The organism is Brevibacterium moorei (assembly GCF_024580735.1).
Lineage (GTDB): Bacteria > Actinomycetota > Actinomycetes > Actinomycetales > Brevibacteriaceae > Brevibacterium > Brevibacterium moorei.
The window spans coordinates 16,082-31,030 of the sequence record NZ_JANIJX010000019.1; the positions used below are offsets into that span (position 1 = coordinate 16,082).

Genomic DNA, 14,949 nt, shown 5'->3' on the forward strand with positions numbered 1-14,949 from the left:
GACCGCGCGCGTCCGGGCGGAGGCGCTGCCCTCCGGTAGGCTGGAGCCCATGGCCTCGACCGACCTGAACGATCAAGCGGCCACCGACACCGCGATCGGAGGTGCCCTCGCACGGGCGCTGGACGCGCTCTATGGAGACGAGCTGCGCGCCGGTACCGCCGTCCTGACCGATCCGGAGGTCCGCCCCGGGTTGCCCGATGGGCTGGAGGCGACACTGCGCCGCCTTGCCACGGCCGATGACGTCGACATCCGCATCATCCTCGGTCCCGAGCTGGGCCGGCCCCGCAATGCCACGCTCAACAGCTGCGATGTGGCAGTCGGCCGGCTGCTGAGTGCTGCCGAACTGGACGATGGCGGACCCCGGATTCTGATCTACCAGCAGATCGCCCGGGTCCGGGGCCGGCCACTGGTCTACGCCTCCGGTCCGAAGGGGATGAGCGGGCGCCTGGTGGGGGTGAGCGACTACACGGATATGCGCGGGGACTTCCTGGCCGATCCGGAGCGTTTCATGTCCTACAACATCGCCGCCGGCCGCGCCTGGCTGGGACTTGGCCCAAAGCCGGACCTGGCGGACTACACGGACCGGGGCTTCACCCGCGAAACCGTGTCCACCCTGGAAGTCGCCGAGGAAGCGGGAACGAACCTGGTGGCGCTGGGCGCGACGACGGCCACGGTCGCCGCCGCGCTGAGCTGGGTGATCCTGCGCCGCAACAAGGGGATGGCGGGCGTGCTCGAACCCACCGAGCTGCCCCGCCGGGTGCGCTCCAGGGCCTCCGCTGCTATCCGCCGGACCTATGACGAAGTACCGGCGGACCGCGTGTTGGCGCTGGCGGCCGAGGACCCCGGTGGACGCGCGGCACGTACCGTTGGCGCGCTGCACGGGCTCGCGGAGGCGATCGGCGCGCTGCAGGCCCGCCACGCCGCCGGCGGGTTGAGTCCCGTGGATATGGTGGCCCTATGGCTGATGGACCAGCGCTGGGACGAACTGCTCCGCCATCCGGAGGCCGAACCGACCGGGCACTGCTTCTTCAACCCCCTGCACGGCCGGGCGGATTCGACCGTGCAGTTCCGCAGCCGGCACGGGGCGCTGAGCGTGCCGACCTGTTCCGACTGCGAAACCGCAGTGGAGTCGGGTACGCGTCCCGCTAGTCTCTTGGTCGCACCGGCGCCCGGCGCCACGGCGGTCCCGTACTTCGAATGCGATGACGGCTATGCGCACACCGGATTGGGATCTTTGGCCCCGATCGAATCCGATGTCCCCGGCACACACGGCCCGGCTGTTGACCCGCAGCCCCGTGCGAAGGCGTCGAGTCCGCGTGCGAAGGAGCGGAGCCGGCAGGGCCGGAGCCGGGTTGGGCGGATCTTAGCCGGATCCGCGCTGGTGCTCGGAGCGGTCCTGGCCGGCGGGGGACTGGGCATAGGGGGCAGTCAATACGTCCTGACCCATGCGCTGCCGGTGTCCCAGGCGGATGCAGGGCGCTACGCGGACGACTACGACCGGGCCCGGATCGGCGCCATTCTCGATCACTGGCAGGACGATCCCGTCTACGTCTCGCCGGTCAATGCCGCACTACTCGATCCCGCCCAGCGCGCGTCCTTGGCCGGCACCGCCAGGGACGTGCGGCTGCCGATCTACGTCGCACTGCCGAGCCTGGCCGCCTCGGATGAATCCGGCGGCAGCGTCACGTTGCTGGCCAACCGGTTGGCGGCGGGGCTGGCCGAACGAGGGCAGGACGGGATCGTCTTCGTGGCCACGGGGTATTCGGCCACCATCGCCTCCGCCGGCCGAACTCCCGACGACGAGGCCGCGCGCTTCGAGGTGCTGCATCCCCGGCTTTCCTATACCCGGGCTGGGGCCGCGAGTGAACCGGGGACGCCCGTTGATTTCGCCGGCGCGCTCCACGAAGAAGTCTCCAAGGCCGGCGATATCGAGTGGAACGAAGACGATTCGCAGCCGTATCGGAGTCTGCCCGCCAAGCACGACAGGGAGTCCTTCGGCATCAGCCCATCGGCCTCACAGTCCAGCTTGCTGCGCGGGACCCTGTCCGGCGGAGTGATCGGCGGACTTGCCGGTGGTGCGCTGGGCGGCGTGCTGATCGCCATCGGCAAGCATCGACGGAAGGACACGGAGACATGAGTTCGCTGAGCTATTCCGGTGATATCGCGAAATCCCTGGCCGAGGATCCCCTCTACATCGATCCCGCGGCGCGTCCCGATATCAGGGAGACGACCGTGAACTCCCTGCAGCAGGCGTTGGAGGACGGCGGCGGGGTGCCGGTCTACGTGGTGATCGTGCCGGCGGATCGCTCAGACGTGTCAGATCTGGGCACGCTGGTCGCGGCAGCGCGCGAGGACCAGGGCGTGTACCTGGTGATGAAGCCGCAGACCGGCACCGTGTGGAGCAAGGTCGACGTGGATGCGGCGGACCGGTCCGATGTGCTGGCCAGAATGAATGCGGCCGGGCAGGACAACGAAAGCCAGGACCCACCGCCGGTGCAGGCCGTGACCTATGTCGAGACCCTGCGCGATCCGAATTTCACCAAGCCCGAGCGCAAGACCGGCACCGGCTCACACCACTCGTCCGCGTCATCGCCACTGGAGATCTTCGATTCCGGAGCGGGGGTGATCTTCACAGTGGTCCTCGTCCCGGTGCTGATCCTGGCGGCCGGGGCGGTCGTCTGGCAGATGCGCCGGTCGCCCAGGCGGAAGGCGCCCGCTCCGTATCGCCTGCCGCGGCGGATCCTCGACCAGGCGGGGGAACTGCAGCGCCGCGATCTGGCGCGGGAGCTCTCCGCCGACAGCCTGCACATCGCCGGACGGCTGCGCGACTTCGACGTCAGCGGTTTGGACGCCCAGCGGGCCGAGCTCGTCGAACACGGGCTGGACGCCTACACTCTGGCCGCCGGGATCGTCGACGATCCACAGGCCGGCCGGGTGGATCTGGCCGGGGCCCTGGTCCTACTGAACCTGGCGGGCAGGGACCTCGATGAGCTCGAGCGCGGTGGCCGTACCGGCGCCACGCGGTCGGGGCCGGACAAGGCCGGGCGGAAGGGCAGAGCAGTGGGGAGCAGGGCTCGACGCGCTGCGATCAGGCGCGGGGAGACGCTGTGCGTCTTCGATCCGGGACACGGCGCGGCGCAGACCACCGTGCGCGGCGAGCGGGCCACCACTTCGGCCACTGGCCAGAAGCTGCCGGCCTGTGCGGCCTGTGCCAAGGACTTGGCGGCCGGGCGGCAGCCCGACTGGCTCTACGACGGCAGCCGGCCCTACGCCGAGGGGGATTCGATCTGGGCGCGGACGCTGTTCGGCTCCGTGGGCGAGGACCTGGTCGCCCAACTGCAGCGGCGCGGCTGAACCGGTGTCCGGGTGCCGGCGCGCCTGTGACCCGGGCCGGGTGGCAGCGCCCGGGGACGAGGGGGCGGAAGCCTCAGGCGGCCTCGGTCCCGGTGTCCTGGGCGCCGTCCTCCTGCGCCGCGACCCGCTTGCCGATGCCGAAGAGCCACCACAGGCCCAGCACGGGCAGGAACAGCGGCACACAGCCGTATCCCACGCCGAAGCCCGACCAGACGCTGGCCTTGGGGAACAGCTGGGGCTCCATGAAGCTGAGGATGCCCACCGCGATGACGCCCACCAGTTCGATCGCGCAGCACGCGATCGCTGCGTGATGGCTGCGCTTGCTGCCGCGCACGAAGCACACGGTGGCGACGATGTAGATGATCGCGGCGATGAGCGAGAGGATGAAGGACACCGGGGCCACGGAGAACTCGCGGATGATCTGGGAGAGCGCGCGCATGGTCGCGGCCAGGGCGAAGATTCCGTAGACGGCGGTCAGGGCGCGGCCCAGGCCGGTGTGCATCGCGGAGTAGGGGCTTGTCTGCGCCGGATCCTTGGGAGCGCGCCCGCGCTTCAGAGCCATATCTGGTCCATCCTCACAATCATTACGATGACGGTCAGCCCGGTCAGGGCCAACACAAGGGGCCCCCACCTGGTCAGTTCGATGAATGCCCAGCCTCCCGCCAGCGGCACCAGCACGATCGCGGTGAGCACATAGCCGAAGAACAGCAGGGCGTCGGTGCCGCCGGCCTGCGGCCACAGCACGATGCCCAGGACCAGTTGCACCAGCAGCCCCAGCAGGAGCACGCCGGTGAAGACGATGAGCGCCATATTCGCCGGTTTGTCACGGATCGCCTGCACCCCCGCCCAAACGGTGAGCACGCCGCAAAGGGCATAGAGCGTGTAGGTCAGCAGGGTAAGCACGACGTTCAGCTTATCAACCGGAGCGGGCCCTCCGCCGCGTGGTCAGGCCGTCCGGTCACGCCGCTTGGCGCACATGTCCGCGGGCCATCCACAGACCGAGGACCGCAAGCACCGCACCCAGGCACAGGTACAGGCTGATGGGCCAGGACTGGCCGCCGAAGGAGCTCAGCAGCCAGGTGGCGATCGTCGGGGACAGGCCGCCGCCGAGCACGGCGCCGATGTTGTAGGACACCGCCACCCCGGAATAGCGCAGTTCGGGGGCGAACAGGGTGGTGAACCAGTGGGCCATCGGGCCGAACAGCACACCGCCCATCGCATAGCCCCCGGCGATCGCGATGGTCGCCGCGACCGGGGTGCGCAGATCGAACAGCCAGAAGAACGGGAAGGCCCACAGCAGCATGAGAACCGCGCCGGTTGCCATCACCCGGGTCAGCCCCAGCTTGTCGGCCAGCCAGGCGGAGCCGACCACCGTGACCAGGTGGGCCACTGAGCCGATCAGGCCCGCGGTCAGGATGTCCTGGCGGTCCATGTGCAGAGCCTCGGTGCCGTAGGCCATGGAGAAGGAGTTGACGATGAAGATCGTGAGGTTGAAGCCCAGATTGACCAGGATCCCGGCCACCAGCATGAAGGATGCGGTGCGCAGCACCCGGCCCAGGGGCAACCGGGCGACGTGGCCGGTGGCCTTGACGCGCTTGAACTCCGGGGATTCGTCGATGCCCAGGCGGATGTAGAGGCCCACAGCCACCAGGACCAGGGACAGCCAGAAGGGCACCCGCCAGCCCCAGGTCAGGAAGGCGTCGCCGCTGAGTGCGGTGGCCAGAGTGAAGGCCAGGGTGCCCAGGATGGAGCCCAGCGGGGAGCCGGCGGTGGCGAAGCCGCCGAAGAAGGACTTGCGGCCGGCCGGTGCGTGTTCGGTGATCATGACGAAGGCCCCGCCCTGCTCACCGCCCATGAAGAAGCCCTGGCACAGGCGCAGCAGCAGCACCAGGATCGGAGCCGCCATACCCCAGGTGGCGGCCGCGGGGATGCAGCCGATCAGCGCGGTGCACAGGCCGGTGGCGGTCAGGGTCAGCACCAGCATCCGCTTGCGGCCCAGCCGATCGCCGAAGTGGCCGAACACGATCCCGCCCAGCGGCCGGGCCAAGAAGCCCACGCCCATGGTGGCGAAGGCGACCAGGGTGCCCAGCAGCGGATCGTCCAGGGTGAAGAACACCTTGTTCAAGACGATGGCGCTGGCCAGCCCGTAGATGATGAAGTCGTAGAGTTCTACGGCGGTGCCGATCCCGGCGGCCACCGCGACGCGGCGCACGGAAGTGGCTGCCGGTGATTCGGGTACCGGTGCTGTGGGATCGTGGGCCGTGTGGGTCGAAGCGGTGGCGGAGGGATTCTGCGGGGTGGTCACGGCCTCCACTGTAGAACCTCTGTGACCGACGGCGCGCAGCTGTCCGCTATACGTCCACCAAGCCAGGTTCTAAACTGGACGGGTTATGCGTGCATACTTCGACCACGCCGCGACCCATCCCATCCAGCCGGAGGTGCTTGCGGCCTACACCAGGGAGCTGGAGCGGATCGGCAACCCCTCGGCCCTGCACACCGACGGCCAGGCGGCCCGCCTGGCGATGGAGGACGCCCGCCGCACCCTGGCGGGTCTGCTGCACTGCGATCCCAGCGAGGTCATCTTCACTTCCGGCGGCACGGAGGCGGACAATCAGGCGCTCAAGGGACTGTGGTGGTCGCGCAATGACGGTGCCCGGCACACGCCCGTGCCCGGCCGCCCCGGCACCTTCACCGTCGAACTGCCCCGGCCCCGGCTGCTGGTGTCGACGATCGAACACCATGCGGTGATCGAAACCGCCCAGTGGCTGGAGACCCAGGGGGCCGAGGTCGTCTGGCTGCCCGTGGACGCGGCTGGCCGGCTCGACTTGGACGCCTACGCCGCCGCCCTGGACGAGGCCCCGGAGCGCACCGCGCTGGTCAGCGTGATGCTGGCCAACAACGAGGTCGGCACGATCCAGCCGATCGCGCGGATCGCGCAGCTGGCGCACGCCCACGGCATTCCCGTGCACACCGATGCGGTCCAGGCCTTCGGACAGATCCCGGTGGACTTCGCGGAACTGGGTGTGGACGCCCTGAGCATCTCCGGGCACAAGATCGGCGCGCCGGTGGGGGTGGGGGCCCTGATCCTGGGCCGGAACCTCAAACCGGTGCCCGTGCTGCACGGGGGAGGGCAGGAGCGCCAGATTCGCTCCGGCACGCTCAACGTGCCCGCCGCCGTGGCCTTCGCCACCGCTGCGCGCCTGGCACTGGCCGACGTGGACGAACGCGCCGGGCACCTGTCCGGACTGCGCGACCGCTTGATCGCCGGAGTCGAGGCCGCAGTCCCCACTGCGCACCTGTCCGGTGCGCGCGGGGCCCAGCGCCTGCCGGGCAATGTGCACTTCGTGTTCGACGGCTGCGAGGGCGACTCCCTATTGTTCCTGCTGGACTTCGCCGGCTTCGACACCTCGACCGGCTCGGCCTGTCAGGCCGGGGTCAACCGGCCCAGCCATGTGCTCATGATGATGGGACGCGATGAGGATGCGGCCCGTTCCACCCAGCGCTTCAGCCTGGGAATGGAAACGACGGTCGCCGACGTTGACCGTCTTATCGAGGTGTTGCCGCAGGTGGTGGCACAGGCGGGGAAGGCGGGGATGGTCTCGGCCACGCCCGCCTGGATGCGCGATGCGTTGAACTGAGGGCACATGGTGCCGAGGGCGCGCCGCCGTCGGGCCGGTACGGCCGGGTCGATGAGCGCGGCGAGGGAAACAGACGAACGAATGGGGAAGAGGGAACAGCGGTGAAGATTCTGGCAGCGATGTCCGGCGGAGTGGATTCCGCGGTGGCGGCGGCGCGCGCCGTGGACGCGGGCCACGAGGTCGTGGGCGTGCACTTGGCGCTGAGCCGTATGCCCGGGACCCTGCGCACGGGTTCGCGCGGCTGCTGCACGATCGAGGACTCGCGCGATGCGGCCGTGGTGGCCGGCAAACTGGGCATCCCCTTCTACGTCTGGGACTTCTCGGAGCGGTTCAAGGAGGACATCGTCGATGACTTCATCGCCGAATACTCCCAGGGCCGCACCCCCAATCCGTGTATGCGCTGCAATGAGCGGATCAAGTTCGCAGCCCTGTTGGACCGGGCACTCGCCCTGGGCTTCGACGCGATCACCACCGGCCACTACGCCGAGGTCATGTTCGATGCCGCCGGCAACCCCGAACTACACCGCGGGGTGGACATGAACAAGGACCAGTCCTATGTGCTCGGCGTGCTCACCGCCGAACAGCTGCGCCACTGCTACTTCCCGATCGGGGCCTCGGCGTCGAAGGCCGATGTCCGCGCCGAGGCCGCCGAACGCGGCTTCTCCGTGGCCAACAAGCCCGATAGCTACGACATCTGCTTCATCCCCGACGGGGACACGAAGGCGTGGCTGAGCGATAAGATCCCGATGCGCCCCGGCCTGATCAAGGACGAGTCCGGCGAGGTGCTGGGCGAACACGACGGTGCGATGACGTACACGATCGGCCAGCGCAAGGGCCTGCACCTGGAGCGCCCGGCCGCCGACGGCAAACCGCGCTACGTCACGGGGATCGACGCGCAGTCGAACACCGTGACCGTCGGCGGGCGCGCCAGCCTGTCGGTCGACCACCTGGACGGCATCCGCACTACCTGGTGCGGCGTGGCGCCGGCCGAAATGGGCTCGGGGCCCGAATCCGCGATGGACTGCCAGGTGCAGATCCGCGCGCACTCCGAACCGGTGGACGCCCGCGTCTGGCTGGGCGATTTCGTGGCCGAGGCCCCGCAAAGCGAATACAATGTGCCGACCCCGCGGCCGGCCGGCAGGCTGCTGCACGTGGACGTGGCCGAGCCCCTGTCCGGGGTGGCACCGGGCCAGACGATGGTCGTCTACGCCGGCACCCGGGTGCTGGGCCAGGCGACGATCGACAAGGCCAGCCGCCTGACCCCGGCCTGAGCCTTCGTGCTGCTCAGGGCCCTCATGTTGCTCAGGCGGTGTGCTGGCGCAGGCCCTTGCGCTCCTTGGCCAATTCGGCCTCGACGAATGCCTTGAGATTGCGGATCGAGGCCTGTTCGGTCTCCGGGGTGACCGTGCTCGAATCGGAGCCGTTCGCGTCCTTGACCACGGTGCGGGAGAAGCGCGTGCCGCCGGGCACCTCCTCGAAGGAGTAGACGATGGACGCCTCATAGCCCATCGGCTGGATCGTCACGTGCCGGCCCCGGACGTATTCGCTGACCGTCCAGGTCAGTTCGACGGTGCCGTGTGGGCCGTTGATGTACTCGGTGAATTCGTCGCCCTTGAGGAACGGCCGGTTGACGGTCCCGCACACCGAGCGGGTCAGCACATGCCAGGTGGGCCAGAAGCGCGCCTGCGTGACAAGGTCGAAAACTGGTTCGACAGGACCGTCGATGGTGATCTCAAGTGGAATGCTGGTCAATATAACCTCCTGATGTGCGGGCTCTGGGGGCCTGTCCCGAAGAGCACCCACCGAGGCTACTCCCGTCTTCGGCGGACCCGCTAATCTTGTGCTCATGGATTCGCAGAACGCAGTCACCGCATCCTGGGCATCGCCGATCACCGCCGAACACGTCGCAGTCGGTGCCAGGCCCGTGAGCCGGGCCCGGTTCGCAGGACCGCCCGGGGCCATCCGGGTCTACTACTCCCAGCGGATCCCCACCGAGGCCTCCCGGATCGGCATCTTCGCCAATGACTCCGGCGTCGCCGAGGACGCCGTGTCCGTTCTGCCCGCACCCTATTCCGCGCACTCGCGGGTGCACGAATACGGCGGCGGGGCCTGGGCCGTGGCCGCCGACCACACCATCACCTTCGTCAACGCCGCCGATCAGCGCCTCTACCGGTTCAACCCCGTCACCGACCCCGGTACCCCGCCCGTCGCGCTGACCCCGGAGACGGACCGGGCTGTGCGCTACGGGGACCTGGACTATTCGGCCGGACGTCTGCTGGCCGTGCGCGAGTCCTACGATGCGGCGGGCACCGTCACCCGGGCCATCGTCGAGGTCGCAGAGGGGACCACTGCCGCGGAACCGGGCGGCTCTGCGGAACCGGATGCTGCCGCGGACCAGGGCCGGGCCTCGGCCCCGGAGGCTGTGCGCGAACTGGCCGCCGGCCCCCACTTCCTCGCCTTCCCCCGCATCTCGCCGGACCACGGCTTCCTCAGCTTCATTGGCTGGGACCACCCGGACATGCCATGGGACCAGACGAAGCTCTACCTGGTCGCCCATCCCGGCACCGCGGGGGCCAGCGCACCGGTGGCAGTGTTCGGCCGGGCGGACGAATCAGTGCTGCAACCCGAATGGCTGTCGAACACGACCCTGTCCGTCATCGCCGACCGCAGCGGACACTGGCAGCTGTACTCGCTATCCGCCCCCGCCTTCTTCCAGGTCGCCTCCGGTGGATTCGCCGCCGAACCGGCCGAGGAGTCCGAACTCCTGGTCACCGAGGGCGAAATCGGTGGACCCCTGTGGAACCTGGGCGCCCGCTGGTACCTGCCGGTGCAGGGCGGCAACCGGATCCTGGCGGAATCGCGCTTCGGGACCTCGCAGATGGTGTGGACCGACGGGGCCGGAACCGACGACGTCCTCGAATGCGATCTGGAGACCTTCTCCCTGCAGGACTACCGCGACGGCCTGGCCCTGGTGATCGGCGGATCCGCCGACCGGATCACCGGGCTCTACCTTTACGACGTGACCGTCGGAAGCGCCCAGGCGCTCGCCCTTAGCCTCGAACTGCCGGTGCCCGCGTCCTATCTGCCGCAGGGACATGCGGTGGAGATCGACGGGGTGCACGCGATCGTCTACCCGCCCCACAACCCTGAGCACCCGCAGCCGGGAGCCGGTCCCGCTGCGGGCGCGGCAGCCGGAGGTAATGCGGAACCCGCAGCGGAGGGCACAGCGGGCAGCGCCGCCGCACCCGCTCCCTTCGTCGCCTTCGTCCACGGCGGGCCCACCAGCCAGTCGGTGCCGCAGGTCAGCCTGCACCACGCCTACTTCACCAGCCGGGGGATCGGCGTCGTGGACGTCAACTACTCCGGATCCACCGGCTACGGCCGCGCCTACCGCGACGCCCTGCGCGGGCACTGGGGTTTCGCCGACGTCGCCGACACCGTCACCGTGCTCCAGGGCCTGGCCCGGCAGGGCACGGCCGATGCGGACCGGCTGGCGATCAGTGGCGGTTCGGCCGGCGGCTGGACTGTTCTGCAGGCCCTGACCCGCACCGATGTGTTCGCCTGTGGCAGCGACTACTACGGCGTGGCGGAACTGTCGAAGTTCATCACGGAGACCCACGACTTCGAATCGCAGTACATCTGGCGGCTGATCGGGGTGGATCCGCAGGCACCCGACCGGGAGGAGCGCCTGGCGGAACTGGCGCCGCTGAACCACCTGGCGGACCTGGACGTGCCGGTGGCGATCTTCCAGGGCGAACAGGACCCGATCGTCCCACCCAGCCAGGCCCACCGCCTCATCGCCGGACTGCAGGACAAGGGCCAGGTCTACGTCGCCGAGTTCTATCCGAACGAGTCCCACGGCTTCACACGGGTGGAGAACATCGCGGACAGTCTGCGCAGCGAGCTGGGCTTCTACTGCCGCATCATGGGCCTCGACGCCCCAGGCGTGCCGCCGGTGCACCTGCGCGGCCGGGGCCGCAGCTGATGGGGGAGGAGCTGATAGGGGGCGAGGACCGTCCCGAGATCCTGGCCTCCTCATCCGGCCTGTGGCCCGGCGAGGACCCACGGCAGGCCGCCTCCGGCGCCTTCGCAGCACTGGCCATGGGCTACCCGCCCGTGCCCTGGACGGGTGTGGCGCGCGAGGTCAGGGGAACCCCGCGTGGGGGAACCGGCACCGGTACGGCAGCCGGGACACGTACGGCCGCCGGGACACGTGCGGCAGCCGGGACCGGTGGGGCCACCGGGAGCGGGCCGGGCAGCAGGGGAGCGGACTCCGGTTCCAGCGCATGGATGATCGACCCGATCGGCACGGCCCTGGCGCTGTGCGATGGGCTCAGCGCCGACCTCGGCTCCTTCGGCTGGCGCCTGACCTTGAGCTCGCAGGGCTCGCGCGACCGTGACCTGGCGCGCGTCGAATCGCTGCTGGCGCGCACCCTGGAGGCCTGCGAGGAATACGGCACCGGTTTCGACGGGCGCACCATGCTCACCCTGCCCGGTCCCTGGGCCCTGCTGCGCCGCCTGGGCCTGCCGGGCGGCAACCCTGCCCTGGCTGATGCCGGCGCCAGACGCGACGTCGTCCAGGCCTATGCCCTCGGGGCCAGTGCCCTGCTCGACCGGTACGAGCGCGCCCTGGGGACACGGCCTCGCGTCCGGCTGGTCGAACCCGATCTGGACGAACTGCTGACCGGCCGGGTCCCAACGGTTTCGGGCTACCGGGCCCTGCCCGCAGTGCCGGACAGTCAGGTCACCGCGGCCCTGCGTTCGTTCATCGGACGCACCGGCGAGGACACGATCCTCACCCTGCCCGGGCTGTCCACTGTGACGATCCGCGGCAAGGCGATCGCACACGCCTCCCTGGCCGCAGACGCCGGGGTGACCGCGCTCGCGGTGCCGCTGCCCGCGGGCGACGCCGAGGCCGTGCTGCGGCCGTGGGAGGCGATCGCCGGGGCGCACGAGTCGGGAACCCAGATGTGGGTGCGCCTGCCGGCGTCGGCGGGGTTGCGCGCCGGGCGGGTCAGGACATGGCTCGAAGCCGTGTCAGTGCCCTGGCATAGGCTTGGCATGAACCCGCACGATCTGACGGGTGTAGGAGTATTGACGGGTATCGAACCGGTCGCAGCCGGCCGGTTCGGTCCCGTGCGCGCCGTGCCCGATGATCCGGGCTATGGCGCCGCCCAGTTCGCATTGGCGGCCCACCTGGGCCAGGCAGTTAGGGAAGAACATGAGTAGTCCGTCCGCAGACTTCACCCTCCGCGATCCGGAGGCCATGGACCCGGCGGACCGGGAACGCTACGCCGCGGCACTGCGCTCGGAGATCGAGAAGCACCGCAGCGCCTATTACGACCAGGACGCTCCGCTGATCTCCGACGCGGAATACGACGGCCTGGTCCGGGCTCTGGAAACCCTGGAGACGGATTTCCCGGAACTGGCGAAGAACGATTCGCCCACCCAGACCGTCGGTGGCACCGTCGACACGGCCTCGTTCACCGCGGTCGACCACATTGCCCGGATGTATTCGTTGGACGATGTGTTCTCCGAGTCCGAACTCGACGAATGGTTCGCCAGGGTGGCCGGCCGGATCCCGGCGGGCACCCACTACCTGACCGAACTCAAGATCGACGGCCTGGCCTGCAATCTGCTCTACGAGGACGGCGTGCTGGTGCGCGCGGCCACCCGCGGCGACGGGGTGACCGGCGAGGACATCACCGTCAACGTCCGCACCATCGCGGACATTCCGCAGCGCCTGGACACAGAATTCCCGCCCAAACAGGTGGAGATCCGCGGCGAGGTCTTCTTCCCCGTGGAGAAGTTCGCCGACCTCAATGCCTGGTTGGTCGAGGCGGGTAAGCCGCCGTTCGCCAACCCCCGCAATGCCGCAGCGGGATCGCTGCGCCAGAAGGACCCGAAGGTCACAGCGCAGCGGCCCCTGCACATGCTGGTCCACGGCATCGCCGCCTGGACGCCCTATGACGACAACCACGCCGAACCGGTGCGCCAGTCGGAGGTCTACGGTGTGCTGCGCGACTGGGGCCTGCCCACCAGCCCGTATTTCAAGGTCTGCGAAACCCCGGCGCAGGTCCACGACTACATCCGGTACTACGGCGAACACCGCCACGATGTGCTCCACGAGATCGACGGGATCGTCGTGAAAATCGACGAACTGGCAGTCCAGGCGGACCTGGGATACACCTCGCGGGCGCCGCGTTGGGCCAGCGCTTTCAAGTATCCGCCGGAGGAAGTCACGACCGAGCTGCTCGACATCCGCGTGCAGGTGGGTCGGACGGGTCGGGTCACGCCCTTCGCGGTGATGGAGCCCGTGCACGTGGCCGGTTCCACCGTGGAGCGCGCCACCTTGCACAATGCGCACGAGGTCAAGCGCAAGGGCGTCCTGATCGGCGACACCGTGGTGCTGCGCAAGGCCGGGGACATCATCCCGGAGATCTTGGGGCCGGTGGTGGCGCGCCGCGACGGCACCGAACACGCTTTCGTCATGCCCACCCACTGCCCGGATTGCGGCACTGAGCTGGTGGAGCAGAAGGAGGGTGACAAGGACCTGCGCTGCCCCAACTCCCGGTCCTGCCCCGCCCAGATCGCCAACCGCGTGGCCTACCTGGCCTCGCGGGCGGCCTTCGACATCGAAATGCTGGGCGAGGAGGCCTCCCTGGCCCTGACCCAGCCCTATGCGCCGGCGGATGCGCCCCTGAAGTCGGAGGCCGCCCTGTTCGATCTGACGGTCGAGGACCTGGCCGGCGTGGTGGTGGAGCGCGAGGTGAAGAAGGACGGGGTGCCCACCGGCGAGGTCGAACGCCTGCACTACTTCTATACGAAGCCGGAATACTATCTGCGCGGGGAGAAGAAGGGGCAGCTGAAGAAGGCCGCGGCACCGCGCAAGAACACCCTGGAGATGTTCAAGCAGATCGAGGGCGCGAAGTCCCAGCCGCTGTGGCGGGTGCTCAACGCGCTGTCGATTCGGCACGTGGGCCCGGTGGCCGCACGCCTGCTGGCCGCGCACTTCGGTTCGATGGACGCGATCCGGCAGGCCACGGCTGAGGAGCTGGCCGAGGTCGACGGGGTGGGCCCGGTGATCGCCGAGGCTGTGGTGGACTGGTTCTCCGTGGACTGGCACGCCGAGATCGTGCAGCGCTGGGCGGCCGCCGGTGTGCGGATGGTTGATGATGCGCCCGCAGGCGGTGTCCCGGATGCCCCACAGACTCTGGCCGGGCTGACGATCGTGGCCACGGGTTCGCTGACCGCGTTCACCCGCGACGGCATCAAGGAGGCCATTGTGTCCGCCGGGGGCAAGGCGGCGGGTTCGGTGTCGAAGAAGACGGACTATGTGGTCGCCGGTGACAATGCCGGTTCGAAATTGAAGAAGGCCGAGGACCTGGGCGTGCCGGTGCTCGATGAAGACCAGTTCAAAGAACTCCTACAGAACGGCCCAGTTCCGGAAAACGGTCCCGCGGAACCGGCCGAATCCGGTGAGGAAATTCCCGGCGAGGAAGCCCCCGGTGAAGAGGTTCCCAGAGAATGAGGAGCCCATCCGGTTTGAGAGTGTAGGAAAACCGGCACGGAGGTAGTTCAATCATCCTGCGCCAGGATCGCTCCTTGCCGGTGGTGCTCGTGGGTTGGGTGTTCCTCGGGTGGGGTGCCGGCGCCTTTCGGTGGTACTCGCGAGTTGGATGCTAGTCGGGTTGAGTTCCCGCGCCTTGTCTGTCGTGTCAGATGCGCGCGCATACCCTGCTACCCAGCGCATCTGCTGCCACCGAAACAGAGGGACGTTACTCGGCAAACATCGGAAACTAGTTTCGAATAAACCCTTCCCTTCATGAGTGACACACGATACACTTGAGGTAGGTCAGGAAACCCGCCCCGGACAGCGAAGTCCCGTCAGGTTTTACGGCTCGTCTTCCCCGACATTCATCAAGCACGCACGCGTGTAGCCAGTTCGGCCGGCGTT

At 69.0% G+C, this 14,949-nt stretch carries 11 protein-coding genes; 7 read left to right on the forward strand and 4 right to left on the reverse strand.

Annotated elements, in window-relative coordinates; genetic code table 11:
- Positions 1 to 49 precede the first annotated feature (49 nt).
- Complete coding sequence (locus NQ034_RS12125) at positions 50 to 2,137, forward strand: hypothetical protein (protein ID WP_257049131.1); 2,088 nt, start codon at positions 50 to 52, stop codon at positions 2,135 to 2,137.
- The gene (locus tag NQ034_RS12130; protein WP_257049132.1) at positions 2,134 to 3,354 is read left to right on the forward strand and encodes a hypothetical protein; all 1,221 of its coding nucleotides are present in this window, start codon (positions 2,134 to 2,136) and stop codon (positions 3,352 to 3,354) included. Before NQ034_RS12125 ends, NQ034_RS12130 begins: the two co-directional genes overlap by 4 nt.
- Positions 3,355 to 3,427: 73 nt before the next feature.
- Here the strand turns inward: NQ034_RS12130 and NQ034_RS12135 are convergent, their stop codons facing one another.
- The 3 genes from NQ034_RS12135 to NQ034_RS12145 are packed head-to-tail and all read right to left on the reverse strand — an operon-like array spanning position 3,428 to position 5,659.
- The gene (locus NQ034_RS12135; protein ID WP_257049133.1) at positions 3,428 to 3,916 is read right to left on the reverse strand and encodes a hypothetical protein; all 489 of its coding nucleotides are present in this window, start codon (positions 3,914 to 3,916) and stop codon (positions 3,428 to 3,430) included.
- Positions 3,907 to 4,257 carry a hypothetical protein gene (locus tag NQ034_RS12140; protein WP_257049134.1) on the reverse strand — a complete coding sequence of 117 codons (351 nt, stop codon included), beginning with the start codon at positions 4,255 to 4,257 and terminating at the stop codon, positions 3,907 to 3,909. The genes NQ034_RS12135 and NQ034_RS12140 overlap by 10 nt, the downstream gene beginning before the upstream one ends.
- Before the next feature lie 55 nt (positions 4,258 to 4,312).
- Positions 4,313 to 5,659, reverse strand: a complete 1,347-nt coding sequence (locus NQ034_RS12145) for an MFS transporter (protein ID WP_257049135.1) — start codon at positions 5,657 to 5,659, stop codon at positions 4,313 to 4,315.
- 85 nt (positions 5,660 to 5,744) lie between these two features.
- On the opposite strand from NQ034_RS12145, the gene NQ034_RS12150 reads away from it, so the two are divergent.
- Together NQ034_RS12150 and mnmA are read left to right on the forward strand one after the other, a co-directional pair.
- Positions 5,745 to 6,992 (forward strand): cysteine desulfurase family protein, encoded by a 1,248-nt coding sequence (locus tag NQ034_RS12150; protein ID WP_257049136.1) that lies wholly within the window; start codon positions 5,745 to 5,747, stop codon positions 6,990 to 6,992.
- Between the two features lie 101 nt (positions 6,993 to 7,093).
- Positions 7,094 to 8,263, forward strand: coding sequence for a tRNA 2-thiouridine(34) synthase MnmA (gene mnmA, locus NQ034_RS12155; RefSeq protein WP_257049137.1), 1,170 nt, complete (start codon positions 7,094 to 7,096; stop codon positions 8,261 to 8,263).
- A gap of 31 nt (positions 8,264 to 8,294) precedes the next feature.
- On the opposite strand, the gene NQ034_RS12160 is transcribed toward mnmA, so the two are convergent.
- Positions 8,295 to 8,744 carry an SRPBCC family protein gene (locus tag NQ034_RS12160; RefSeq protein WP_257049139.1) on the reverse strand — a complete coding sequence of 150 codons (450 nt, stop codon included), beginning with the start codon at positions 8,742 to 8,744 and terminating at the stop codon, positions 8,295 to 8,297.
- A 94-nt stretch (positions 8,745 to 8,838) separates the two neighbouring features.
- Between NQ034_RS12160 and NQ034_RS12165 the strand changes: the two genes are divergently transcribed.
- Genes NQ034_RS12165 through ligA form a run of 3 tightly spaced genes read left to right on the forward strand, consistent with a single transcriptional unit; the run spans position 8,839 to position 14,523 of the window.
- Complete coding sequence (locus NQ034_RS12165) at positions 8,839 to 10,977, forward strand: prolyl oligopeptidase family serine peptidase (RefSeq protein ID WP_257049140.1); 2,139 nt, start codon at positions 8,839 to 8,841, stop codon at positions 10,975 to 10,977.
- Positions 10,977 to 12,221, forward strand: a complete 1,245-nt coding sequence (locus tag NQ034_RS12170) for a hypothetical protein (protein WP_257049141.1) — start codon at positions 10,977 to 10,979, stop codon at positions 12,219 to 12,221. The genes NQ034_RS12165 and NQ034_RS12170 overlap by 1 nt, the downstream gene beginning before the upstream one ends.
- Positions 12,214 to 14,523 carry an NAD-dependent DNA ligase LigA gene (gene ligA, locus NQ034_RS12175; protein ID WP_373567209.1) on the forward strand — a complete coding sequence of 770 codons (2,310 nt, stop codon included), beginning with the start codon at positions 12,214 to 12,216 and terminating at the stop codon, positions 14,521 to 14,523. The genes NQ034_RS12170 and ligA overlap by 8 nt, the downstream gene beginning before the upstream one ends.
- Positions 14,524 to 14,949: the final 426 nt, after the last annotated feature.